Raw genomic sequence first — 24,761 nt, 5'->3', positions numbered from 1 at the left:
TATCTCAATTTTGAAAGTAGGATAGCTCGTTCACTATAGAACATGCTACCCTATTTTTATGTGATATGGAAAAAAGGAGTAATGTGATGACTACAATTAAAGAGATTGGAAGCTTCTGTGTTACGGATAGTGATGGACACATTATTAATCATTCAGATTGGAATAAAATCAACTCAATTTTTCATCCTGTAATAAACGATGTGGTTCATACGTATTGCACCCTGCTTCAAGATGACTTACATAGCGTATATATAAGGGGATCGATTCCAAAAGGGATAGGTATTGAAGGAGTAGCTGACTTAGACACGATAGCGGTTACGAAGCAAAAACCTAATAAACTGCAGTTAAAGCGGATAAAAGAAGTGGAAGATGCATTAACTCAGAACCATACTTGTGTCGATGGGATTGAACTAAGTGTTTACTGCAAAGAAGATATTTTAAATACGGCATCTTTTTCAATCATTAGTTTCATACTCCAAACCCATAGTATATGTGTGTTAGGAGAGGATTTAATACCTCTATTACCAAGGTATAAAGCGAACGAAGCTTTAGCGAATGACCACCTTATTCATTTACAGGGACAAATTAAAATTGCCTATGATGACCTTCAAGACAATTCTGATGTAGAGGATATTAAAGATTGTTGTAAATGGATTATGAAAATTATTGTAAGAGCAGGACTTGCACTTACCATAACTAAGGAAAACACATATACAAGGGATTTATACCCCGCTTACAAATTGTTTTCGGAATGTTTCCCTGAAAAGGAAAGTGACATGAGAAAGGCACTTGAATATGCGATAACACCCATCAAAGATACAAACGAATTGTTATTGTTTTTAAATGAATTTGGGTCGTGGATGGTCAGTGAAGCTGACAAATGGTTACAATGCCATAACCCTAATAGAGAATTAAAGCTGAAATGGTAATAGTTTGGTTGAATAAGAAAAAGGTAATCACATGCACGCTTGTGATTACCTTTTATTTTAACATTCTTAGTTATGCTCATGGCATTATCGAAGACCCAATCGGAATTAAAATACAATATTTTACTTTTCAAAGGGATTGTTGATGTAAGGGCCTTTAATAGTAATACGCATTAACTGCGTTGCCATAAATTTGGGCGTATACGGCATGTCATTTTCTAACCACCAAACAATCACCTCGAGAAAGGCAGCAGCATAAAAACGTTCAGCCATCTCACGGGGCACTGTCAGCTTTTGATCGTCAGGCTCCATAAATTGAATACCACTTGAGACAAAATTAATAATAATGTCTTTTAGGCCATCAGAAAAATAAGGGATATTTTTTTCCGTAAGATACACTTTATAAAGCTTACTATTTGATGCAATTTGCTCAAACAAACGCATAAATGTGTCGTGTGGCTGATCGTAATTAGGTAATAAATCAAACTCCTTTTTCTCTTCAAAATTTGGGTGAATACAACGAACTAATTGCTGTAAAGTTTCCATAGAGCTTTGATAAAGAAGGTCTAATTTATCGCGAAAATGTAAATAAAAAGTAGCTCGGTTTAAAGTGGCTCGTTTTGTAATATCTTGTACTGTAATTTTCTCATAGCCTTGTTCATCGATTAATTCCACCAGTGCATCTCTCAATAATTGGCGTGTTCTTATTACGCGTGGATCCATTTTTTTCGACATTTTTAAGCTCCTTGTATTAAATGATCGATTTAATCAACGTTTTAAATTCAGTTGTTGCGAAAGCGTCACATTCGCGTTCGCTGTTGTTTGCCCTTTTCAAATAGCACGTTATAATTATATTAACGACACGGTGTCGATAATACAACTAGTTGTTAACATGTTCACGAATTGTTCATTTATAGATAAAGGAAAGGAAGTTTTAATATGGGTCGTTTAAATGGGAAAGTAGCAATTATTACAGGAGCGGCAATGGGAATGGGTGCATCAGAGGCAAAATTATTTGCTCAAGAAGGGGCAAAGGTGATTGCAACAGATGTACAAATCGAGCCATTGAACAACTTAGTTAAAGAAATTAAAGAAAACGGCGGAGAGATTATTGGTCTTCAACATAATGTGACTTCTGAAGATGAGTGGAAGGCAGTAATCGCAGAGGCTGTGAAGGCTTATGGTAAGGTGGATGTTCTTGTAAACAATGCAGGCGTTTCATCACCAAAAACAATTGCTAATATGGAAATGGATGAATGGAATAAAGTCATGGACATTAACCTTAATGGCTGTATCATCGGTATGAAATATGTCATTCCTGAAATGCAAAAAGCTGGTGGCGGCTCCATCATCAATATTTCTTCGATCGGTGGTATCGTAGGAATGGCTGGGACAAGCCCCTATACCGCAGCAAAAGGCGCACTACGCGTTCTTTCTAAATCGGCTGCGATCGAATACGGCAAAGATAAAATTCGCGTAAATTCTGTGCACCCAGGTATTATCGTTACACCAATGGTAGCACCTACCATGGAAGAGGGCGGTGCACTGCCATTCTATCAAACTTACACACAACTACCATACTTCGGTGAACCTGAAGATGTAGCGTATGGCGTAGTCTTCCTAGCATCTGACGAATCCCGCTTCATGACAGGAGCAGAGCTAGTCATCGATGGCGGCTGGACAGCAATTTAATAGAGTACAAGAAAAACTAGGCGACACGCAACGTGAGCCTAGTTTTTTTGTTGAATTAAGTGAATACCCGCGGAAGGGAAGTGAATATCCGCGGAAGCGAAGCGAATACCCGCGGAAGAGAAGCGAATACCCGCGGAAGAGAAGCGAATACCCGCGGAAGAGAAGCGAATACCCGCGGAAGAGAAGCGAATACCCGCGGAAGAGAAGCGAATACCCGCGGAAGAGAAGTGAATCCCCGCGGAAGAGAAGTGAATCCCCGCGGAAGAGAGGCTAATACCCGCGGAAGAGAAGTGAATACCCGCGGAAGGGAAGTGAATATCTGCGGAAGAGAGGCTAATCCCCGCGGAAGAGAGGCTAATCCCCGCGGAAGGGAAGCGAATCCCCGCGGAAGAGAAGTGAATCCCCGCGGAAGCGAGGCTAATACCCGCGGAAGCGAGGCTAATACTCGCGGAAGCGAAGTGAATACCCGCGGGAGAGAAGTAAACACCCGCGGAAGGGAAGTGAATACCCGCGGAAGAGAAGTGAATACCCGCGAAGCGAATACCCGCGGAAGAGAAGCGAATACCCGCGGAAGAGAAGCGAATACCCGCGGAAGAGAAGTGAATATCCGCGGAAGCCAAGCAAATACCCGCGGGAGTAAAGCGAATACCCACGAAATCAGATCCACACGCTAGAAGTAAAATCCCATTCAAATCAACGTTGTGAACAGGCAAAAGAGCACAAACATAGTGGATAATTGTGCATATCATAGGGGGAGAAAGCGTTTTCTTCATTTATATAGAAGAAAGTCAGAACGGAAAATTTCACGATTATGTGAACGTCACGAAAAAAAATTCACAAAAACCTTAACTATTTCATATGAAATCCGTATAATAAATCAAACAGTACGAAAAATGTCCATATTTCTCGATAAATTGCGTGAATTTTTTAAATTGTATTGACGTAGGAAACGATAATTTGTACACTGTGTACATTCAATTGTTTTTTGGAGGCATACAATTAATTTGAAAAAGTTAGGATTTGATAGATATGATCGTGTGTAAATTTGGTGGAACATCTGTAGCAAGCGCAGAACAAATTCAAAAAGTGGCAAACATTGTGAAATCTAATCCGGCACGTAAGATCGTTGCCGTTTCAGCACCAGGGAAACGTTCTGGTGACGATATAAAAGTAACAGACCTATTAATACAATTAGCAAATGCAGCGTTACAACAAGAGAATACGGAAGAAAAATTGCAGACTGTTGTGGATCGATTTAGAGCGATTGCGGATGGTTTGGGGATAGATTATGCCATTTGTGACGTGATTGCGGAAGATTTACGTGAACGTGTACAAGGTGACAAAACGAACGTGGAATTATTCATCGATAGCATTAAAGCGGCAGGTGAAGATAATAACGCCAAGCTCATTGCTGCCTATTTTAACGCGATTGGTATGCCCGCACGCTATGTCAGTCCTAAAGATGGGCTAGTGGTAAATGATTTACCTGAACGAACATTTGCTTTACCAGAAGCGTATGCTAATTTAGCCCCTTTAAAAGATACAAAAGAAATTATTGTTTTCCCAGGTTTCTTCGGTTACACTAGAGCGGGCGTATTGCGAACATTTGACCGCGGTGGCTCTGATATTACAGGCTCCATCTTAGCAGCAGCTGTTGAAGCGGAGCTCTATGAAAACTTTACGGATGTGGATTGTGTGTTCTCTGCGAATCCGAAAGTCGTCAATGATCCAGTGGAAATTAAAGAAATTACGTATCGCGAAATGCGCGAATTATCATATGCAGGCTTTTCAGTGTTCCATGATGAAGCGTTAATGCCTGTCTACAAGATTGGGGTGCCAGTTAACATAAAAAATACAAATAATCCATCAGCCCCAGGTACACGTATTGTACCAAGCCGTCCTGCAACAGGTCGTCCAGTTACAGGTATCTCGGCAGACAGTGGCTTTTCAACTTTATATGTCTCTAAATATTTGATGAATCGTGAAGTAGGCTTTGGACGAAAGCTACTCCAAATTTTAGAAGATGAAAATATTTCTTATGAACACACACCATCTGGTTTAGACGATATTTCTGTCATCATGCGTTCAAATCAACTAACACCAGAAAATGAAGCACGTATTATTAGTCGTGTAAAAGAAGAGCTACATGCAGAGTATGTAGAAATGCGTCACGGTTTTTCAATGATCGTGATTGTTGGCGAAGGGATGCGTCATAATACAGGATTAGCTGCCCGTGCTGCCACAGCGATTTCAAGAACTGGCGCAAATATTGAAATGATCAATCAAGGTTCTTCTGAAGTGAGCCTCGTGTTCGGTGTCCTTCAGGAATATGAAAACCGCATTTTACAAGCGCTTTATGAAGAATTTTTTGCGCATGCGAATGCATAATGACACAATCATCACTAATCCAAGACTTTCTAGCTTGGATTAGTGTTTTCTTTTTGCTGAGAATACGGTAAAATCGAGGGCGTACATAGTTGGGAGGGTTTTTCGTGAAGAATTTAACAATTGGTATGCTTTTTTCGATTATTGGGATACTTTTTGTCTGTTTAACGATTATGGATATTTTACCGTCGTCGACAAAAACAATGAAAATTGTTTACATAGGCATTGGTTGGGTCTTTATTATTATTGGCTCTGTGATCCGCTTTAAAAATCTGAAACAGAAGCAACAATAACGCTTTGAAAATGGAATTGTGGCAATAGGCAAAGTTATGATACAATTTCAAAGAAAATAAATAATTTGAGTATTATGAAGTTGTTATTCTGTACAAACGTTCAGAAGGTTCAAATTTTAATAAAGAATCGACAGTACAAATTCTTCTTTGTAAGAATTTGTTTTTTTATGTTCTATTCCATATTTATCGCGAGGAGGCGATCGATTGCCTATACTGACAAAGGATTGCATTCAAATTTTTGACCAATATGTGGCCCTACAAACCGATTCACCTATGAAGGTTGTATCCTCAGCCATGCATAATCCTGGCTTTGGTCATTATACCCATTTACTGAATCGAACGGTGCCTATTACCTATGATGAGCGACAGCCACATCTTGAATTACAGCAGTATTTGCAGGCACAACACTTTCCGTTAGACAACACGGTGGCGATGATGACGGCAGTCCAGGCCAAGTTTGCGACCATTCGTGACTTTACATATGAAGGTATTCAGCTTGTCGTTATGATTACTGCGGGATTAGGAAATGCGGTGGATATTACGCGGGCTTTTCATCGGGAGGAGCAGTACCATGCAGGCACCATTAATACATGGCTAGTCATTAATGGAAAACTATCTGATGAAGCGTTATTTCAAGCCATGATTTCAACAACGGAAGCCAAGGTCAAAGCGTTAATGGATGAAGGGATTACAGACCCAACAACAGGCACACAAGCTACAGGTACTTCTACTGATAGCTTGTTGATCGCTTCAACAGAAGAGGGAGACTTTCATCAATATGCTGGTCCTATTACCATGCTTGGTAAGGTCATCGGTTACGGTGTCTATGAGACAATGCGTGAGGCGATCAGCAAATACAAAAAAGATAAAGAGGAGAGGGCTTTATGATGGCTATCGTAATTGCCTGTATCATTGGGCTTTTGTTTGATTTACTCGTAGGAGACCCTCCTAAACTCCCTCATCCTGTACGCTGGATTGGACACTTGATTCAATCGCAAACGGCGCTCTGGAATAAGGGCAAATGGCGAAAGCTGCGTGGCATGGTGATGGCTCTTGCAGTCGTAGGCACGACCATGTTTGTGGTGACATTGATTTTGCTTCTTAGCTATCAGGTAAGTATTATTTTTGGCATCCTTGTAGAGGGACTTCTCATTGGGATTGGCCTCGCGCAGCGGAGTTTGAAGGAGGCTGCGATGGCTGTATATGAGCCACTTGTTAAAGGTGACTTTGCAGAGGCACGTGTCAAGCTGTCGTGGATTGTCGGTCGTGACACCGATAAGCTGGGAGAAGATGAGATTGTGCGTGGTGTAGTAGAAACGGTGTCTGAAAATACAAGCGATGGTGTGACAGCTCCACTTTTTTATGCCTTCTTATTTGGTGCAATTGGTTTATGGGGCTATAAGGCTGTCAATACATTAGATTCAATGGTTGGCTATAAAAATGACAAATACAAAGACTTTGGAATGTTCTCGGCAAAGCTCGATGATGTATTGAATTTTATTCCAAGTCGAATGACAGGCTTCCTTATTGTCCTTGGCACGAAAAATGAAACTGATCGAACGCTTGGCAAGCGGCTAAAGATTTGGGCACAGGACGCTAAAAAGCATCCAAGTCCAAACAGTGGCTATTTAGAGGCAGCGACGGCCGTTCAGCTAGGTGTGCAGCTTGGTGGGAAAAATACGTATCAGGGGGTTGTCTCTCATAGGGCTATTATGGGAGAAAAATTAGTCCCTTTGACGAAGGAACATATTGCAACATCTATTATTCATATGCGTATTGCCACAATACTCTTTACGCTTGTGATGTTAGCTGTGGAGGTGCTTATTTATGCCATTACCTAATCACGGAGCAAATCCGCACAATGTCTATCAGCAATTAGGCTTAACGATGCCAGAAGTAGTTTATGATTTTAGCGAAAATGTCAATGCTGAGGGACCACCAGCCTTTGTAGAGGCTCGTTGGCGAACACTTTATTCGCTTATTCAGCGCTACCCAGATCCTGATGGCGAGCCTTTTTTAACGAAGGTTGCTGCTTTTCATCAGGTCGCAAAGGAGACGATTTTACTAGGCAATGGGGCATCAGAGCTCTTTAGTGTAGTAGCAAGACGCTATGTGGGCAAGCGTGTCATTATCGTACATCCAACTTTTTCTGAATATGAGCGAACATTGCGGGCTGCAGGTGCGGATATTGTGCCTATTTTGGTGACTGATTTTATTCATTACACATTGCCAATGGATGTGCTCAAGGAGGAAATGGAGAAGGCGGACGCTCTTTATATTTGTACGCCAAATAATCCAACAGGGGTATTACCGAAAAAAGAAGATTTACTCGCTTTAGTGGAGCACGGAAGAAGTGTTAGCTGTGAGCTTGTGATCGACGAGGCCTTTATGGATTGGGTGGGTGAAGCGTATTCTATGATTCATCATTGCGCCCAAAATCCACATGTGATAGTGGTGCGTTCGATGACCAAAATGTATGCGATTCCAGGTTTACGACTTGGTTATTTAGTCGCGCATTCTTCCATTGTAAGCACTTTAAAGGACATGCTGCCTCATTGGAATTTAAATGCCTTTGCACTTGTGATTGGTGCAGGCTGTTTAGATGAACAGCAGTATTGTCAGCAGGCGATTGCCTATGCGACAACACAAAGAGGGCGATTACATCAGTATTTACAAGAAAACGGCTGTCAAGTAACGAACAGTGTGACGAATTATGTGTGCTTCACGTTACCACAAGGACAGCAGGCCGATCCCTTTTTCACGTATTGCCTTGGACAAGGGGTTGTCTTACGTCATACAAAAAACTTTCAAGGGTTACAGGGTGAATGGTTCCGTATAGGGATAAAAGATATTGCGGCCATGACTTCTTTACATAATTGTCTGCAAGCTTGGTTTAACGCAAATAAGGGGAGAGAAAAGTGACAACTTTTTATCTAGTAAGACATGGGGAAACACAATGGAATCAAGAGCAACGACTACAGGGCTGGCTGGACTCTCCATTAACGGAAAATGGTAGAGCAGCAGCACAAAGACTTCACAAGCAACTCCAGCCTATTCAGTTTGCAGCTGCTTATTGTAGCTCAAGTGGACGTGCAAGGGAGACGATGGACATTTTGACCACTAAGCGCAAGCTTCCGATTATTTATGAGGATGATTTACGTGAAATCTATTTAGGGGATTGGCAAGGCCAAACAATTGAAGACATTCTCGCCAATCATAAGCTTGATTATGAGCTCTATACTAATTACCCAGCACAGTTTGTTGCAACACATACGGAAAGCTTTGGTGCTGTGACAGAAAGAGCCATGTTTACATTAAAGAAAATAGCGGATCAACATCCCGATGAAATGGTTCTCATTGTCTCTCATGCAGTAACCATTAAATGTATCGTTAACGCTATTTTACAGCGAAGTATAAGTGAGCTATGGACAGCCCCATACATTCATGGAACAAGTGTGACAGTGATTGAACGACAAGAGCAACAATGGGCTGTGAAAGAAATTGGCAATCTTCATCATTTACAATAGGAGGTGTCCTGATGCCACTCATTTTTATTACAGGTGGTGTTCGTAGTGGGAAATCCCATTTTGCTGAGCGAACAGCGATTCAGCATTACCAAGCACAGCTAGGTCCCACAAAACGTTTAATTTATCTGGCTTCTGGCATCGCCTTAGATCGTGAAATGGCTAAGCGGATTGACCGACATCAGGCAGATCGGCAGGCACAACCTGTGCAGTGGCTAACGGTGGAGGCACCCTATGACATGGCAGAGGTTTTAGCAACACTTCAAGATGGGGATGTGGTGCTGTGGGACTGCGTGACAACGTGGCTAACAAATGCTTTTTATGAGGGCTTTGACAGTGGTACGCCATGTATAGATCAGCCAGGCTGTTTAGAAAACAAACTACTGAACATCAAACAGGCCATCCTTTCATTACTAAATAAGGATGTGACTTTTTTAGTTGTCTCCAATGAACTATTTGATGAGCCACCATATGATAGTGATGAAGTAGAGTTATACCGACGAACACTCGGCCAATGGCATCAATGGTTCGTTGCCATTGCACAGGAGGCCTATGAAATGAATTATGGTATTGTAAAGAGATGGAAATAATCAAGGAAGAAGGCAAGACGATGAAAACTGTTTGGCATAGCCTACAATTGGCATTTCAATTTTTTACGGTTTTGCCAGTACATAAAGAGCTACCGTTAACTAGGCCAACGATTACAGGGATGTTTGCCTGTTTACCTTGGATAGGAGCGTTAATGGGAACAACTGTGGCAGCAGTACTCTACGGTCTCACACAGTGGACAGCGAGCAGTGAGGTCATGCTAGCTTTTATAATCATAGCGCTTTTTGCCTTATGGACTGGTGGTTTGCATTTAGATGGCTTTATTGATATGGGTGATGCTTATTTTTCCTACCGAGATCGGGACAAGCGGTTAGAAATTTTAGACGACCCACGTGTTGGCGCTTTCGGTGTATTGTCTGTGCTGTTTTTACTAATGGGGAAATTTGTTGTCCTCCATGAGCTTTTCGTCCAACACAAATTCGCCTTATGGATGGTGCTGTTTGTACCTTTTCTCACTAGAGTTGGGATGAGCTTTTATTTTCTGTCCCTCGACTGTTCGAAAGAAAAAGGTCTCGCGTATTTTTTAAAATCCCATATTCACGCAAGTCACTTAAAAGTGTTCATGCTGTTATCACTGGGCATAGCTCTGGCGGTTGTTGTCATTTTTACTCAATTCTCTCTGCTGCCCATTGTATTAGTTATTGTTTTAGCATTCGCACTGTTGATTTTTAGACAATTTACGCTACGTAATTTTGGTGGTGTATCAGGGGATTTACTTGGTGCATCTATTGAAGGGATGGAGGTTGTGCTATGGGTGACATTGTTACTGTGCGCTTGATGCGTCATGCGCCAACAAAGGAGAATCTAGAAAAACGCTATCTTGGTTGGACAGATGCCCCATTAGCTGATCCAACCACGCTTTCTATGGTGGATGACGCTGTAACAAACGTATATGGTAGTGATTTACGGCGCTGTCGAGAAACCGCTGCTCATTATTTTCCGAACGCAAGCTATCATGCAGATGCTCGCTTTCGTGAGACGAACTTTGGTGCATTTGAAGGGAAAACATATGATGAATTAAAATCGAATGCTCACTATCGTGCATGGCTAGATGATCCGATTAAGACGCCACCACCACAAGGAGAGGCTTTTCATGACTTTGTGGCACGTGCTGTGGAAGGCTTTAGCCATTTACCGAAGGATGAGGATCAGTATGCTTTAGTGGTGCATGGCGGGGTCATTCGTGCCTTACTCGTGGCCTATGCCCCAACAGAACAGCCTTTTTGGTCGTATGATGTACCACATGACAAACAATTTATTTTAACGTTTACAAGAAAGGCTTGGGAGGAGGGAGCAAGATGCACGTCTTTATTGGAGGAGCCTATAACGGTAAAACCGACTATGTGATGGGCTTGTATAAAGAGCGACAGGTCGCCCTTGTCGATGGCAATCTACCAGAGATCGCACCAGCCTGTGAAGTGCTAGTGATTAGAAATTTAGAAAACTGGTTGATGACTCAAAATCTAGAGGACGATGACCAAGTGGTTCAAGCGGTACTTGCAACCTTCAGGAGGCTTGAACAGCACTGTATGCTAGCGCTCATTGTTAACGATATGGGGCGCGGTGTTGTGCCAATAGACAAACAAGCGCGACTCTTACGCGATACATGTGGTCGTTTATATCAGGCTTTATTCATTGAAGCCGAGCAAGTTGTACGTATTTGGTACGGACTTGCCGAACAGCTGAAGTGAGGTAAACATACTACAGAAAAGAGGACATGGAATGGATCGACAAAGATTAAGGAATTGGATATTGACAGCAATGGTAGCAGCCATTTGTGCAGTAGGGGCAGTTATTAAGGTGCCGGCATTTATTTCGACTGCTGCACTCGACTCGGCTCCTGCCTTTTTGGGCGTAGTCTTTTTATCCCCATTTTTTGCAGGTCTTGCTGGATTTATCGGTCATTTTATTACAGCGTTGACTGCTGGATTTCCATTAGGACCACTACATCTTATCATCGCGATCGAAATGTTCATCGTCGTGTGGATCTTTGGCGTAATGCATAGAAAAGGTCTACATGTTTGGAAATGGCCAGTGGCACTCGTATTGAATGGCATTGTGGCACCATTACCGTTTTATTTTTTAATTAGCCCCGCCTTTTTCTGGGGTGCATTAGGTAGCATTCTTATGGCAACTGTTATTAACCTAGTCATTGTTGCAGTAGTGATGCCTGTTTTATCAAAGGTCTTTTTGCGTAAGGAAGGTCGCGTTCAATGAGAAATGCTATGAAAGTGGGCACGTTCATTGTGACAATGGATAATGCGGCAGCCATTGGGGAAAAGCCACAAGATGTAGTGTCAGCATCTGACCAACTAACAGCTTACATGACAGCACGTGTGACATTTTTAGAGCAGCTTGCGGCACAGGCATTACCTTGCCAAGTTTTACTCGCTAATTTCTCTGGTGATACGGCATGGACACGTTATGAAAGAGGTATTCAACAGGTGTTTGAGGAAACTGGTATAGCCTGTCCTGCAATCGCAGGAAGTACGGAATCGAATATGCCCACGCTACAGTCAGGTGTAGCCATTACGATGCTTGGGGAAATACAACAACGTCAACCATTTGACCATGAACAGCTCAGCTGGTACACTTATGGCTTGCCGCTTGTAGGGGAAGAAGTGTTAGCGCATCCAGAAGACGTTGCACAGCTTCAGCCCATTTTTCAGGCATGGCAGGCGGATATCGTGCAGCAAGTTTGGCCAGTCGGGTCAAAGGGGCTACAAGGCGAATTAGCGCGTCTTTTTGGACAGCAACAAGTTGAAAGTTCGCTTGATCTGACCAAATCAGCAGGTCCTTGTTCGGTCATTTTGCTTGGCATCGATCCTAAAAAAGAGCAGCAGGCACAAAATTTTTTCCAAAGAAATTTTGAAAAACTACGCAAAACTGCACCGTAATAGGGCTTGTTTCGAGCAAAAGGGCTGCCTTAAAAATCGCAAGGTACGAAACACCTATTGCAACACGAAACACAATATGTTAGATTTGTTTAGGAGTTAAAACACAATATATAGTATTTGGACAAGCGGTACCAATATGGTTTAAAAGGGAATTCGGAACAAGAGTCATCTTAAGCCGAAGCTGTCCCCGCAACTGTAAGTGCTGACAAATAATCAAGAGACCACTGTTGAAAAAACGGGAAGGTGATTATTTGGAGGAAGCATGAGCCAGGAGACCTGCCGAGATGTTCAAGACAGCAACACATTCTTCGGGGATTGAGAAGTGGAGGCGAGAGATTTGTTCACTTCTTTGTGTGCACGTCCTTCATTTCCATTTCCGATTTTACAGCGATCACGTAACCGATAGATGTTGCGTGATCGCTTTTTGTGTTGCTTGGAGAAAGAAAGGGAGAGAATGTGTACATGACAATTCAAATCGAACAGCAACTAGCTAAGTTAAAAAATAGTTACACGGAGGATGAACTTGAAAGCTTTGTAAGGTTATCGGATCGTTGGCTACGAAAAAACGACAATGCCACTTTTGAAGCATGGGCGGATGCGATGATTTTACAAACACTTAGCCTAATTGATGAGGAAGAGCCCTATTGGACATTTGTGGCTGCACACATTTATTTAGAAAAATTATACGATCAATTTGCAACGCGACGTGGCGTTTCACCAAAGGATGTTTATCAAGAATTTTCAGCTCATCTTGCACACTACACTGAAGCGGGCTTATATCATGAAAGCCTAACAACAAAATATAGTGAGCAGGAGCTTCAACAATTAGCCAGCTATTTAGAACCTAGTCGTGACGAGCTATTCACGTATATTGGCTTGAAGACATTAATGGATCGTTATGTTGTACGTGATTATACAAAAACACCTGTAGAGCTCCCACAAGAGCGTTGGATGGTCATAGCCATGACATTAATGCAGGATGAAACAGAAAATCGTCTAGAAAAAGTGCGAGAAGCTTACTGGGCGATGAGTAATTTATATATGACTGTTGCAACACCGACACTATCAAATGCTGGTAAGACACATGGTCAGCTTTCAAGTTGCTTCATCGATACAGTGGATGACAGCCTACAAAGCATTTACGATACGAATACGGATGTCGCAACATTGTCTAAATATGGTGGTGGTATAGGCGTTTACATGGGCAAAATTCGTAGCCGTGGCTCGTCCATTAAAGGCTTCAAAGGTGCATCAAGTGGTGTGCTACCGTGGATTAAGCAGCTCAATAATACGGCTGTCTCTGTCGATCAGCTAGGGCAACGTCAAGGAGCCATCGCGGTTTATCTTGATGTTTGGCATAAGGACGTCTTTACGTTTTTAGATTTACGCTTAAACAATGGTGATGAACGACTACGTGCCCATGATATTTTCACAGGGCTATGTTTACCAGATCTATTTATGGAAAAAGTAGAAGCCCGTGGAGAATGGCACTTATTTGATCCACATGAAGTACGTGAAGTGATGGGCTTCTCTTTAGAGGATTTCTACGATGAAACAAAGGGCAATGGCTCCTTCCGCACGAAATATGCAGCATGTATTGCTAATCCATTATTAAGCCGTGAAGTAGTACCAGCCATCGATATTATGAAGCGTATTATGCGCTCACAACTCGAAACTGGCGTTCCATTCATGTTTTACCGAGATGAAGTGAACCGCATGAATCCGAATAAGCATGAAGGAATGATTTATAGTTCGAATTTGTGTACAGAAATATTCCAGAATATGTCAGCGACGGAGTTTGAATCCATTACATTAGAAGACGATGTTATCGTGACTCGTCGCAAGCCTGGAGATTTTGTGGTTTGTAACTTGTCCTCTATTAATCTAGGAAGAGCCGTGCCTGCTAATGTCTTAGAGCGGTTAATTCCGATTCAAGTACGTATGCTTGATAATGTTATTGCGTTAAATACTATCCCTGTGAAACAAGCAGAGCGTACGAACCTACGCTACCGTGGTATTGGACTTGGCACATTTGGCTGGCATCATTTATTAGCCTTAAAGGAAATTCAGTGGGAATCAGATGAAGCTGTAGAATTTGCGGACAAGCTTTATGAGGACATCGCCTACCTAACAATTCGTGCCTCTAACGCTTTAGCAAGCGAAAAAGGAGCGTATCCATTATTCGAGGGCTCTGATTGGCAAACAGGTGCCTATTTTGAAAAGCGCGGCTATAATAGCGACAAATGGAATGCTTTACGTGAGGCAGTGGCGAAAGAGGGAATGCGAAATGGCTATGTTATGGCAGTAGCCCCTAACTCATCGACATCGATTCTAGCAGGAAGTACGGCGTCAATTGATCCGATTTTCCAAAAGAGCTACTCAGAAGAGAAGAAGGATTACAAAATTCCTGTAACGGTACCAGATTTATCACCCGTAACGACTTGGTACTATAAATCAGCTTATTTCATCGATCAAAATTGGACAATCAAACAAAATGCAGCCCGTGCTCGCCACATTGACCAAGGCATTTCACTAAATTTATATGTTCAAAATACGATTAAAGCAAAGGATTTACTGGCACTGCATATGAATGCTTGGGCAAGTGGTGTGAAAACGACCTATTATGTACGCTCCACATCAGTAGAATTATTAGAATGTGAGTCTTGTGCAAGCTAGGAGGAAAAAACAATGACAACGATTACGAAACGACAAATTATGGATAAGGAAGCACCTAACCGTTCTACAGGTATCGTTAATGGGCGCTCCTCCAATATTTTAAACTGGGATGATGTCCGCTTTAGCTGGGCGTACCCTAAATATAAAAAAATGCTAGGAAACTTCTGGACACCATTTGAAATTAATATGAGCAATGATGTTAAGCATTTCCCTGAGCTGACGAAAGATGAACAAGAATCATTTTTAAAAATTATCGGTTTATTAGCGCTATTAGATAGTGTGCAAACTGATTTTGCAGGCAAGGTAGCCGATTATTTAACAGATTCTAGTTTAAATGCGTTAATGATTATCTTAGCGCAGCAAGAGGTTATTCATAATCATTCCTATTCGTATGTGCTTTCCAGTATCGTCAACAAGGATGAGCAGGATCGTACCTTTGATTTTTGGCGTACAGAGCCTGTTCTAGAACGACGCAATGATTTTGTTATAAAAGGCTACCAGGCTTTCTCAGAGGAGCCGACTGTCGAAAATATGCTTGAGGCCATTATTTATGATGTCATTTTAGAGGGTTTATTCTTCTATTCGGGCTTTGCCTTCTTCTATCATTTAGCACGCAATCAAAAAATGGTCGCTACGTCTACAATGATCAATTATATTAATCGTGACGAGCAGCTCCATGTCGATTTATTTGTGAAAATTTATCAAGAATTATTAGAGGAATATCCAGAATACGATACACCTGAACGTCAGGCTCGTGTTCAGGAAATCTTCCGCGAAGCCGTTCAACTAGAAATCGATTGGGCCAATGAAGTCATCGGCGATAAAATTGAAGGCCTTGATGTTGAGGACGTCCATGATTATGTCCACTTCTATGCCAATGTTCGCTGTAATCAGCTTGGCGTAGACCGTCCATTCGAGGGCTACCGCAAAAATCCATTAAAATGGATTAAAGCCTATGAAGATGTAGACCTTGGCAAAACCGACTTCTTCGAGCAACGCTCCCGCCAATATGTCAAAGTCAACGTCGAAGATAACGGCTTTGATGATTTGTAATCATCGTGTCACACCACCCCCATGCCCACTTGCATGGGGGTGTTTTACTTGGGTGGAATCGCTACGAGGTTGAGAAGTGTTCGCTCGATATTGGTTGATTGGCTCGGTGGAAGGGTGGCCTCCTCTTTGAAGAGAGTAGCCTACATGAAAGGTGGGGACTCCGCTCGAAAGTGTGAAGCAACCGCTCAAAGGAAAAGTGAATCCGCTCGAAAATAGTGTAAACCCGCTCAAAGGAAGGGTGAACCCGCTCGAAAGAGAGAGCAACCCGCTCAAAGGAAGGGTGAACTCGCTCCAAAAAATGTTAAACCCGCTCCAAAGTGAGAAGAAACCGCTCAAAGGAAGGGTAACCCCGCTCAAAATGTGAAGCAACTGCTCATAAAAGGGTTGTCCCCGCTCGAAAATGAGAGGAAACCGCTCAAAGGAAGGGTGAATCCGCTCATAAGTGAGAAGCAACCGCTCAAAGGAAGGGTAAATCCGCTCATAAGTGAGAAGCAACCGCTCAAAGGAAGGGTAAACCCGCTTGAAGTGAGAAGTAACCGCTCATAAAAGGGTTGTCCTCGCTCCAAAGTAGTGTAAACCCGCTCATAAGTGAGAGGCCCCCGCTCAAAAAAGGGTTGTCCCCGCTCGAAAATGAGAGGAAGCGCTCAAAGGAACGGTGAATCCGCTCGAAAGAGAGAGGAAACCGCTCAAAGAAAGGGTGAACCCGCTCGAAAGAGAGAGGCCCCCGCTCATAAGAGAGAAGAAACCGCTCAAAGGAAGGATGAACCCGCTCAAAAAAGGGTTGTCCCCGCTCGAAAATGGGAGGAAGCCGCTCAAAGGAAGGATGAACCCGCTCATAAGTGAGAGGAAACCGCTCAAAGGAAGGGTAAACCCGCTCGAAAGTGAGAGGCCCCCGCTCAAAGGAAGGGTAACCCCGCTCAAAAATGTGAAGCAACCGCTCAAAAAAGGGTTGTCCCCGCTCGAAAGTGAGAGGCCCCCGCTCAAAGAAAGGGTAACCCCGCTCATAAGTGAGAAGCAACCGCTCAAAGGAAGGGTAAACCCGCTCGAAAGTGAAAGGCCCCCGCTCAAAGAAAGGGTGACTCCGCTCATAAGTGAGAAGCAACCGCTCAAAGGAAGGGTGAACCCGCTCGAAAGTGTGAAGCAACCGCTCATAAAAGGGTTGTCCCCGCTCCAAAGTAGTGTAAACCCGCTCAAAAATGTGAAACAGCCGCTCAAAGAAAGGATGAATCCGCTCATAAGCGAGAGAACCCCGCTCATCAAAGGCTTGACTCCGCCCGAAAGTGAATGGCCCCAGCTCAAAAGTCAGAACCCACTCATCCATTTCGACGAGGCCAGAATATTACGTGACTCGAAAAATTATTGCCAAATGGGAATGATTTTCAGTTATAATGAGGAACGAATGGGATTTAAAAAGAACGGAGACGAAGGTATGCAGGCAGTTAAACAGTTAGGGCAGTATTTGGGGCCCTATAAATTTTTCACGTTGATTGCACCTCTTTTGATGGTGTTGGAGGTGACGATGGATTTAATTCAGCCGACCATTATGCAGCATATGATTGATACGGGGATTGTCCAAGGCGATCATCAGTATGTATTGAATATGTTTGTGTTAATGCTCGGCAGTGCAGTACTTGGGCTTGTTGGTGGGGTTGGTTGCTCCTACTATAGCTCGAAGGCGGCGATTCATTTTGCGTCGGATGTTCGGCAGGCTCTGTATGAGAAGATGATGACGTATTCGGCTAAGGAGCGAGATGCGTTTACGACAGGGAAGCTTATCACCATTTTAACGAGTGATGTGGAAAGTATGCAGCGGGCGTTTATGATGACGCTGCGTATTTTTGTGCGAGGGCCGCTGTTGTTTATTGGGGCAGTCATTATTGTGTTTGTAACAGCGCGGGAGCTTTTTTCCATCCTCCTTATTATTGTGCCATTGCTGATTATCGCCATGTATTTTTTCACAAAGTATTCGGGCGTGCTATATCGTCGTGTGCAGGAGGCTATTGATGCGGTCAATACAAAGCTGCAGGAAAATTTGGCTGGTATCCGGGTGGTCAAAGCCTTTCGCCGTGAGACGCAACAGGTGGCGCAGTTTGGTGATTTAAATCATACGCTAACGAAACGATTTATTACCGCTGAGCAAATTGTTGGGGTACTGGTGCCCTTTACGATGTTCGTTGTCAATCTGGGAATCGTTGCAGCGCTTTGGCTTGGCGCAATCAAGGTAGAAGCAGGTACTGTACAAGTTGGGGTTATTCTCGCTTTTATTAACTATTTAACGATTATTTTAAATGGGCTGATGTCCTCAAGTATGGTACTCATGCAAATTGCACGAGCATTGCCATCTGGAGAACGGATTGTCGATGTGTTAAACAAAGACATTGCTGTTAAGGAAGCACAACAGCCGCTGACAGACCCCATTAAAGGAGCGATTGACTTTGATCATGTAAGCTATCGTTACTATGAGACAGCAGAGGATGTCCTTAAAAACATTTCGTTTTCTGTTAAGCCGGGGCAAACGGTAGGGATTATTGGGAAAACAGGTAGTGGTAAATCAACACTGGTAAAGCTGTTGCCTCGCTTGTTTGATCCAACAGCTGGGGAAATTCGCTTAGATGGTAAACCACTAAAAGCCTACTCCTTATCAACGCTACGAGAGCATATTGGCTTTACCTCACAAAAAGCCCTGCTGTTTTCAGGTGCGATTGAGAAAAATATACGACTCGGCAAGGACGATGCGACTGCGGAGGAGATTCAACAGGCCTTAGAGGCGGCGTGTGCCAGTGAGTTTGTGGAGCGTCTTGATCAAGGCTTAGCCCATGAATTGTCACAGGGGGCTACGAATTTATCAGGGGGGCAAAAGCAGCGCCTTGCTTTAAGTCGTGCGTTCATTCGCAAGCCTGCCATTTTAGTGCTTGATGATACAACCTCTGCGCTCGATAGTGCTTCAGAGCAACATGTTCAGCAGGCAATTGCCACACAGTATCAAGGTACAACGACGATCATTGTGGCTTCGAAAATTGCCTCTATTCAGCAAGCAGATGTCATTTTGGTTCTAGAGGATGGCGGCATTGTTGGGCAAGGAACCCATCAGCAACTACTACAATCAAATACACATTATCAAGCAATTTACGCGTCACAGCAAAAGGCTGGTGAACAAGGATGAGTCAAAGTCAACCAAAGCAAATGAATTTTGGACGTGGTCCACGCATGGGAGCGCCAGCTGAGAAAGCAAAAAATCAAAAAGCAACACTAGCACGAGTATGGCACTATGTAAAACAGCAAAAATTAGGGCTGTTTTTATCCATCTTCTTTGTCATGGCTTCTACATTTTTAAGTCTTGCAGGACCTTACATGATTGGCCATATTATTGATGACTATATTATAAAAAAGGATATTGATGGAACGATTCGTCTTGGCATCGTGTTGGCTGTCATATTTACGGTTGCGTCTATTCTGACATGGCTACAAACGTATGTCATGATTCAAGTGGCCATGAAAACCATTCGGACATTACGTCTGGACCTATTTCAAAAGCTTCAAACGCTGACATTACGATTTTTTGATCAACGTGCGCTTGGCGACTTAATGAGCCGTGTCACAAATGATATTGATAATTTAAACACGGCACTGGCTCAAAGTGTCACACAAATCGTATCATCCATCTTAACGGTGATTGGTGTGAGTATCGCTATGTTCACATTAAGCTGGCAATTAGCGATCGTGACATTAATTATTATTCCGCTAATTGTTTTCACGACCAAGCAGATTATTAAACGCAGTAGTAAAAACTATGCAGCACGTCAGCGAGATCTTGGTAAGCTCAACGGCTATATCGAGGAAATGATTACAGGAGCAGAGGTGCTCACGCTTTTTGGTAAGGAGCAGCAAACAATTGACATCTTCCATCAGCAAAATGAAAACCTACGAAACTCAGCCCAGCGAGCAGAAATTACCTCGGGCTTACTTGGACCTATTAATAACTTTATGAATAATTTAGGCTTAGCTGTCGTCATTGGAACAGGAGCCTTCTTAGCTGTAAAAGGTGTTGTGACGGTTGGCATCATTGCAGCGTTTGTTACTTATACAAGGCAATTTTTCCGTCCGCTGAATCAGTTATCCAATCTATTAAATACTTTTCAATCTGCCATTGCTGGAGCAGAGCGTGTCTTTGAGATTATGGATGAACCATCAGAAGTAAGTGATGTACCAAATGCTATCGAGGCGTCGTCGTTAAAAGGAGATGTTGTTTTCAAGCAAGTGTCATTTAGCTACGTGCCAGATAAGCCTGTTCTAAAAAACATTCACTTCCATGCGAAGGCAGGGGAGACGATCGCGCTTGTTGGTCCAACAGGCTCTGGAAAAACAACGATTATCAACTTACTGACGCGTTTTTATGACGTGGATCAAGGTGAAATTCTGATTGATGGGCACAATATCGAGCACTATCAAATGGCGGGCATTCGTCAAAGAGTCGGTGTCGTCTTACAGGACACATATTTGTTCTCCGGCACCATCCGAGAAAACATTCGCTTTGGGAAGCTCGATGCGACAGATGAAGAAGTCGTCGAAGCGGCGAAAATCGCCAATGCCCATCATTTTATTAAATATTTACCAGCACAGTACGATACTCCAGTCCAGGCAGGCGGTGCTAATTTAAGTCAGGGACAACGACAGTTAATTGCGATCGCTCGGGCTATTTTAGAAAATGCTGATATTTTAATTTTGGATGAAGCGACATCGAGTGTGGATACACAAACGGAGGTCGATATTCAAAAGGGCTTACAGCATTTAATGCGGGGCCGCACAAGCTTTGTTATAGCGCACCGTTTAAAAACAATCGAGAATGCGGATCAAATACTCGTAATTCAGCAGGGTGAAATTGTCGAGCAAGGCAGTCACCATGAGCTCATGCAACAACAGGGGATTTATCGTCATCTACAGCAAAAGCTATTGTTAGAGCAGGTAGAATAGGGAATAATAGAGATATTCTTTCTGAAAGCGAGGGATTAGGATGTACGAATTAAAGACGAAAGAAACGGATGCAAGTGTCATTGAATTTATCGAGAGTGTAGACCACCCGAAAAAGCGGGAGGATGCCTTTCGACTATTAGATATTTTTACAGAGGTCACAGGCTACGATGCTAAAATGTGGGGACCGAGTATTATCGGGTTTGGTCATTATCACTACAAATATCAAACAGGCCATGAAGGCGATGCACCACTTGTTGGATACTCTCCTCGCAAAGCAAAAATTAGTCTATATTTTGCTCCAGGTGATTTTGAGCGAGAGCAGCTATTGCAGCAATTTGGTAAGCATACAACGGGAAAAGCCTGTGTTTATATTAATAAACTTGCTGACGTGGATGAAGCTATCTTAAAAGCACTCATACAACAATCCATCGCTTTTTTTCGAAAAACCTATCCAGAAGCCTAGCACAAAGAAAGCTGCCTATCACTATGTAGGCAGCTTTTATGTATCAATATGTGTAACGATACTAAATTGAGTACGTCTAAAAGGATAGAGAGTAGAAAGCGGGTGAAATTCATTTGCGTAAACTAAGTTCTATGATCCTTTTGTTATTCTTATCCTTAAGTTTATGGGGTTGTGCAGGGAAAAATAATGAACCTAATATAGTAGATGAAGCATCATCAAATGATAGGGAAAGGGTTGCAGATATAGAAGGAATTATAATCGACAAAACAGAGAAGTCTATTACAGTTGTTTGGAATGTTGCGGAAAAAGACCTTGCATTAAGTAAACGCGAAATTTTAGAATTGGCCATGCCAAATGCTTTTATTGTGTCTTATTCAGATACGAGTGATTTTACCATTGGTGATCGAGTAGCCATTTGGACTACTGGTACTTATCTTGAGTCATACCCAGCGCAGGGTACTGCAACTACGATCCAATTAATCGATAAGTAAAAATAACAGCTCAATCATTTGGTGAAGAAGTGCCAAAGGGTTGAGTTTTTTTACGGATTTCCCGCAAAAATTAATTAGAAATTTATTTTTAACGTGTATCCTTGCAAGTATCAACGGAAAGGAGAAGCGTATGAAAAAGAAAGTAAAGAAATGGTTTGTTTACTTTGGGGCATTGCTCGTGCTTGGCATCGCGATCGTATGCATTTACCACTATACTTTAGTACAGAAGGAATCTGCCATATTACAACCTAACGGCACACTAGTGAACGTCGATGGGCAAAACATCCATGTTTATCAGGAGGGTTCAGGCGAGGATACGTATGTCTTTATGGCTGGATCAGGCATTGCAGCACCTGTTTATGAATTCAAAGGGCTTTATCGCAAGTTTTCACAGCACAATCAAATTGCTGTTGTGGATCGTGCAGGGTATGGCTATAGCGATATAGCCCATGATGAAAGAGACATTAATACGATTCTAGCTCAAACAAGAGAAGCCCTCCTGCAAAGTGGTCTTCAGCCTCCTTATACACTCGTCCCTCATTCGATCTCTGGGCTTGAAGCTATTTACTGGGCACAAAAATATCCAGAGGAAGTAAAGGGCATCATCGCACTTGATATTAGCTTACCTAGTCAATATATCAAGCATCAAATGGGGACTGTCGATAGATGGATGATAAAGGCCATGCACCTAGCCACTAAAATTGGCTTCCATCGACTTATGCCCTCACAGGTGTATAATCCACAAGTGCTGAACATGTCTTTTTTAACTGCCGAGGAAAAGAAAATATATCAGGCATTGTCCTTTAAGCAATTTTTTAATGAAGATATGAAAAATGAGCTGTTACAGGTCTATGAAAATAGTTTACAATCAGAACAGCTTCCTAAGCCGAAAAATACGCCGGTATTACTAATTGATGCCATTGCGGAGGAAAAGAAAGATTCAATATATACGAAGCAAAATAGGCAGGATTATACTGATTTTGCGAAGCAATTCACTCATGCAGAGGTAAAAGAGGTAAGTGGCACACATAGCATTTATCTTTATCAGCCTGATGAAATCTATCAACTAACGATGGAATTTATGACAACGAATGCTAACAGGAAAGGTCGATAAGATGCAAGGATTTAGGATTTTAATTGTGGAAGACGATGCGATGATTGGTGATTTACTACAAAAAATAGTGCAGCGTGAGGGCTATGAAGCTGTCTGGAAAACAGATGGCAAAGATGTAATGGCGCTGATTCAGCAAGTAGATTTAGTCATTATGGATATTATGCTGCCAGGAGAGGATGGCTATCAAATAAGCAAAACTATTAAACGATTAGGCTTAAACATTCCTATCATTTTTCTCTCGGCACGGAATGATATTGAAAGTAAGCTAGAGGGCTTAACGGTTGGAGAGGATTATATGACAAAGCCGTTTGACCCAAGAGAGCTTTTGCTAAGGATGAAAAAAATGCTGACTCAGCATTATGGTACATTTACACATATACAGCATTTATTCATTGATGGGGAACGGCGGAAAGTGTTTTATCAGAGTCTCCATGAGGAGATCGCCTTGACAGCAATTGAGCGCAAAATTTTCTTTTATTTATTTGATCACCGCGATAGAGTATTAACAAAGGACCATTTTTTCGACTATTTGTGGCCACTAGATGAACGCAATCATAATCTTCTCAATGTCCATATTAAAAAAATACGAACAAAGCTACACGATCCAGCAGGTACTATCTTACAAAATATTTATGGGGAAGGGTATCGGCTGAATACCTACATCAAAAAATGACCTTAAAAAACAAATACCGTACTTTATTATTTTTAGCAATTGTAAGTGTACCGTTGGTGATACTAGGTATTAGTGTGACAATGTCTATTCTTTACGATAAAGCTATTAAAATGAAAAATGACGGGACTCCCTTTCATGAGTCATTTGCCTATCCGCTTATGCTATTTGCGTTTGTCATTTCTTTTGCCTTATTAGCTTTGTTGTTTTCAACATCGATTCATTCCTTACTGAAAAAAATCACCATGCTCAACAACACAATCCGAGAGTTGGCAAGTAATGAGCGCATTCCAGAAACGCTAGCTGTCACAAGTGAAGATGAGATCGGCCAGCTGATTCAATCAGTTAATCTCCTAATTGAGCGTACAACATACCGAGAATTAGAGCTAGCACAACAGCAGGAGCTGCAAAAAGAGCTACTACAAAAATTGCGACATGACATCCATACACCACTAACAGCTATTCGTTTGCAATTGTTTTATCTAGAAGATCAATTGCAGGAGCAGCCTAAATTGGTGGAATCGTTAACTGAACAAATTCACTATATAACAAATTTAACGAATGAATTTCAGCTTCAGTCCTTTGACACAAGCGAAAATGCCTATGTTATGCAGGAAGAAGTACAGCTTGCACAGCTATTAACAACGATGATAAAGAAATGGCGTTATTTATATCGCATGCAAAATATTGCCCTTCATTTTCATCCTGAAGATGCGCATGTAATATGGATAAGCAATGAATTATGGCTCCAGCGTTTATTTGATAATGTTTTTCAAAATACGTTAAAGCATGCTCAAGCATCCAAGCTAGAGGTAATTATAAAAGATGGGCAAGTCATCATGTCTGATGATGGCATCGGCTTTACGCCTAAAGATGCGCATGACGGACTTGGACTGAAAATCATTCAAGATATTGCCAAGACGTTACATATTGAAGCATTCTTACAATCAAACAAGGATGGTACTACCTTCCGCTTCACACACGAATAAAAAACAAC

At 42.2% G+C, this 24,761-nt stretch carries 25 protein-coding genes and 1 riboswitch; of the genes, 23 read left to right on the top strand and 2 right to left on the bottom strand.

Annotated features, from left to right (window positions below; translation table 11 throughout):
* Positions 1-86: 86 nt before the first annotated feature.
* Positions 87-929 (top strand): nucleotidyltransferase, encoded by an 843-nt coding sequence (locus tag ABC382_RS05745; RefSeq protein WP_322611699.1) that lies wholly within the window; start codon positions 87-89, stop codon positions 927-929.
* A gap of 120 nt (positions 930-1,049) precedes the next feature.
* Here the strand turns inward: ABC382_RS05745 and ABC382_RS05740 are convergent, their stop codons facing one another.
* Positions 1,050-1,661, bottom strand: coding sequence for a TetR/AcrR family transcriptional regulator (locus tag ABC382_RS05740; RefSeq protein WP_274796808.1), 612 nt, complete (start codon positions 1,659-1,661; stop codon positions 1,050-1,052).
* Between the two features lie 204 nt (positions 1,662-1,865).
* On the opposite strand from ABC382_RS05740, the gene ABC382_RS05735 reads away from it, so the two are divergent.
* Positions 1,866-2,618: a glucose 1-dehydrogenase gene (locus tag ABC382_RS05735; RefSeq protein ID WP_274796809.1), complete on the top strand. Its 753-nt coding sequence runs from the start codon at positions 1,866-1,868 to the stop codon at positions 2,616-2,618.
* A gap of 38 nt (positions 2,619-2,656) precedes the next feature.
* Here ABC382_RS05735 and ABC382_RS05730 read toward each other — a convergent pair whose 3' ends face one another.
* On the bottom strand, positions 2,657-3,238 hold the full coding sequence (locus tag ABC382_RS05730; RefSeq protein WP_412926657.1) for a hypothetical protein: 582 nt from the start codon (positions 3,236-3,238) through the stop codon (positions 2,657-2,659).
* Between the two features lie 409 nt (positions 3,239-3,647).
* Here ABC382_RS05730 and ABC382_RS05725 point away from each other — a divergent pair, with 409 nt between their 5' ends.
* The 21 genes from ABC382_RS05725 to ABC382_RS05625 all read left to right on the top strand — a co-directional run bounded on the left by ABC382_RS05725 (position 3,648) and on the right by ABC382_RS05625 (position 24,753).
* On the top strand, positions 3,648-5,006 hold the full coding sequence (locus ABC382_RS05725; protein ID WP_274796810.1) for an aspartate kinase: 1,359 nt from the start codon (positions 3,648-3,650) through the stop codon (positions 5,004-5,006).
* Between the two features lie 104 nt (positions 5,007-5,110).
* Complete coding sequence (locus ABC382_RS05720) at positions 5,111-5,296, top strand: hypothetical protein (RefSeq protein ID WP_016994978.1); 186 nt, start codon at positions 5,111-5,113, stop codon at positions 5,294-5,296.
* 204 nt (positions 5,297-5,500) lie between these two features.
* Positions 5,501-6,184, top strand: a complete 684-nt coding sequence (locus ABC382_RS05715; protein WP_274796811.1) for an adenosylcobinamide amidohydrolase — start codon at positions 5,501-5,503, stop codon at positions 6,182-6,184.
* On the top strand, positions 6,181-7,137 hold the full coding sequence (gene cbiB / locus ABC382_RS05710; RefSeq protein ID WP_274796812.1) for an adenosylcobinamide-phosphate synthase CbiB: 957 nt from the start codon (positions 6,181-6,183) through the stop codon (positions 7,135-7,137). The genes ABC382_RS05715 and cbiB overlap by 4 nt, the downstream gene beginning before the upstream one ends.
* A complete protein-coding gene (locus ABC382_RS05705) occupies positions 7,124-8,218 on the top strand; it encodes a pyridoxal phosphate-dependent aminotransferase (protein WP_274796813.1) in 1,095 nt (364 codons plus the stop codon). Before cbiB ends, ABC382_RS05705 begins: the two co-directional genes overlap by 14 nt.
* On the top strand, positions 8,215-8,823 hold the full coding sequence (locus ABC382_RS05700) for a histidine phosphatase family protein (RefSeq protein WP_322611695.1): 609 nt from the start codon (positions 8,215-8,217) through the stop codon (positions 8,821-8,823). Before ABC382_RS05705 ends, ABC382_RS05700 begins: the two co-directional genes overlap by 4 nt.
* Positions 8,824-8,834: 11 nt before the next feature.
* A complete protein-coding gene (locus tag ABC382_RS05695; RefSeq protein WP_322611694.1) occupies positions 8,835-9,410 on the top strand; it encodes a bifunctional adenosylcobinamide kinase/adenosylcobinamide-phosphate guanylyltransferase in 576 nt (191 codons plus the stop codon).
* A gap of 20 nt (positions 9,411-9,430) precedes the next feature.
* Positions 9,431-10,207, top strand: coding sequence for an adenosylcobinamide-GDP ribazoletransferase (gene cobS, locus ABC382_RS05690; protein ID WP_322611693.1), 777 nt, complete (start codon positions 9,431-9,433; stop codon positions 10,205-10,207).
* On the top strand, positions 10,180-10,776 hold the full coding sequence (locus ABC382_RS05685) for a histidine phosphatase family protein (protein WP_322611692.1): 597 nt from the start codon (positions 10,180-10,182) through the stop codon (positions 10,774-10,776). Before cobS ends, ABC382_RS05685 begins: the two co-directional genes overlap by 28 nt.
* The gene (locus ABC382_RS05680) at positions 10,728-11,120 is read left to right on the top strand and encodes a bifunctional adenosylcobinamide kinase/adenosylcobinamide-phosphate guanylyltransferase (RefSeq protein WP_274796818.1); all 393 of its coding nucleotides are present in this window, start codon (positions 10,728-10,730) and stop codon (positions 11,118-11,120) included. Before ABC382_RS05685 ends, ABC382_RS05680 begins: the two co-directional genes overlap by 49 nt.
* A gap of 31 nt (positions 11,121-11,151) precedes the next feature.
* Positions 11,152-11,646 carry an ECF transporter S component gene (locus ABC382_RS05675; protein ID WP_313471548.1) on the top strand — a complete coding sequence of 165 codons (495 nt, stop codon included), beginning with the start codon at positions 11,152-11,154 and terminating at the stop codon, positions 11,644-11,646.
* The gene (locus tag ABC382_RS05670) at positions 11,643-12,326 is read left to right on the top strand and encodes a hypothetical protein (RefSeq protein WP_322611691.1); all 684 of its coding nucleotides are present in this window, start codon (positions 11,643-11,645) and stop codon (positions 12,324-12,326) included. The genes ABC382_RS05675 and ABC382_RS05670 overlap by 4 nt, the downstream gene beginning before the upstream one ends.
* Before the next feature lie 109 nt (positions 12,327-12,435).
* Positions 12,436-12,625: riboswitch (cobalamin riboswitch) on the top strand.
* A gap of 163 nt (positions 12,626-12,788) precedes the next feature.
* Positions 12,789-15,002, top strand: a complete 2,214-nt coding sequence (locus tag ABC382_RS05665) for a ribonucleoside-diphosphate reductase subunit alpha (protein ID WP_412926656.1) — start codon at positions 12,789-12,791, stop codon at positions 15,000-15,002.
* A gap of 12 nt (positions 15,003-15,014) precedes the next feature.
* Complete coding sequence (locus tag ABC382_RS05660; RefSeq protein ID WP_274796822.1) at positions 15,015-16,055, top strand: ribonucleotide-diphosphate reductase subunit beta; 1,041 nt, start codon at positions 15,015-15,017, stop codon at positions 16,053-16,055.
* A 1,429-nt stretch (positions 16,056-17,484) separates the two neighbouring features.
* Positions 17,485-19,218 (top strand): ABC transporter ATP-binding protein, encoded by a 1,734-nt coding sequence (locus ABC382_RS05655; RefSeq protein WP_412927253.1) that lies wholly within the window; start codon positions 17,485-17,487, stop codon positions 19,216-19,218.
* Positions 19,215-21,026, top strand: a complete 1,812-nt coding sequence (locus ABC382_RS05650) for an ABC transporter ATP-binding protein (protein WP_322611688.1) — start codon at positions 19,215-19,217, stop codon at positions 21,024-21,026. The genes ABC382_RS05655 and ABC382_RS05650 overlap by 4 nt, the downstream gene beginning before the upstream one ends.
* Positions 21,027-21,066: 40 nt before the next feature.
* Positions 21,067-21,489 (top strand): DUF1801 domain-containing protein, encoded by a 423-nt coding sequence (locus ABC382_RS05645; RefSeq protein WP_322611687.1) that lies wholly within the window; start codon positions 21,067-21,069, stop codon positions 21,487-21,489.
* A 113-nt stretch (positions 21,490-21,602) separates the two neighbouring features.
* A complete protein-coding gene (locus tag ABC382_RS05640) occupies positions 21,603-21,980 on the top strand; it encodes a DUF3221 domain-containing protein (protein ID WP_322611686.1) in 378 nt (125 codons plus the stop codon).
* A 130-nt stretch (positions 21,981-22,110) separates the two neighbouring features.
* Positions 22,111-23,094, top strand: coding sequence for an alpha/beta hydrolase (locus ABC382_RS05635; protein WP_412926655.1), 984 nt, complete (start codon positions 22,111-22,113; stop codon positions 23,092-23,094).
* A 1-nt stretch (position 23,095) separates the two neighbouring features.
* Positions 23,096-23,767 (top strand): response regulator transcription factor, encoded by a 672-nt coding sequence (locus tag ABC382_RS05630; protein WP_274796829.1) that lies wholly within the window; start codon positions 23,096-23,098, stop codon positions 23,765-23,767.
* Positions 23,764-24,753, top strand: coding sequence for a sensor histidine kinase (locus ABC382_RS05625; protein WP_322611684.1), 990 nt, complete (start codon positions 23,764-23,766; stop codon positions 24,751-24,753). The genes ABC382_RS05630 and ABC382_RS05625 overlap by 4 nt, the downstream gene beginning before the upstream one ends.
* Positions 24,754-24,761: the final 8 nt, after the last annotated feature.

Origin of the sequence: Lysinibacillus phoenicis (genome assembly GCF_047238325.1) — a bacterium.
GTDB classification, from domain to species: domain Bacteria; phylum Bacillota; class Bacilli; order Bacillales_A; family Planococcaceae; genus Lysinibacillus; species Lysinibacillus irui.
This window is presented reverse-complemented; position numbering and strand designations above follow the sequence as displayed.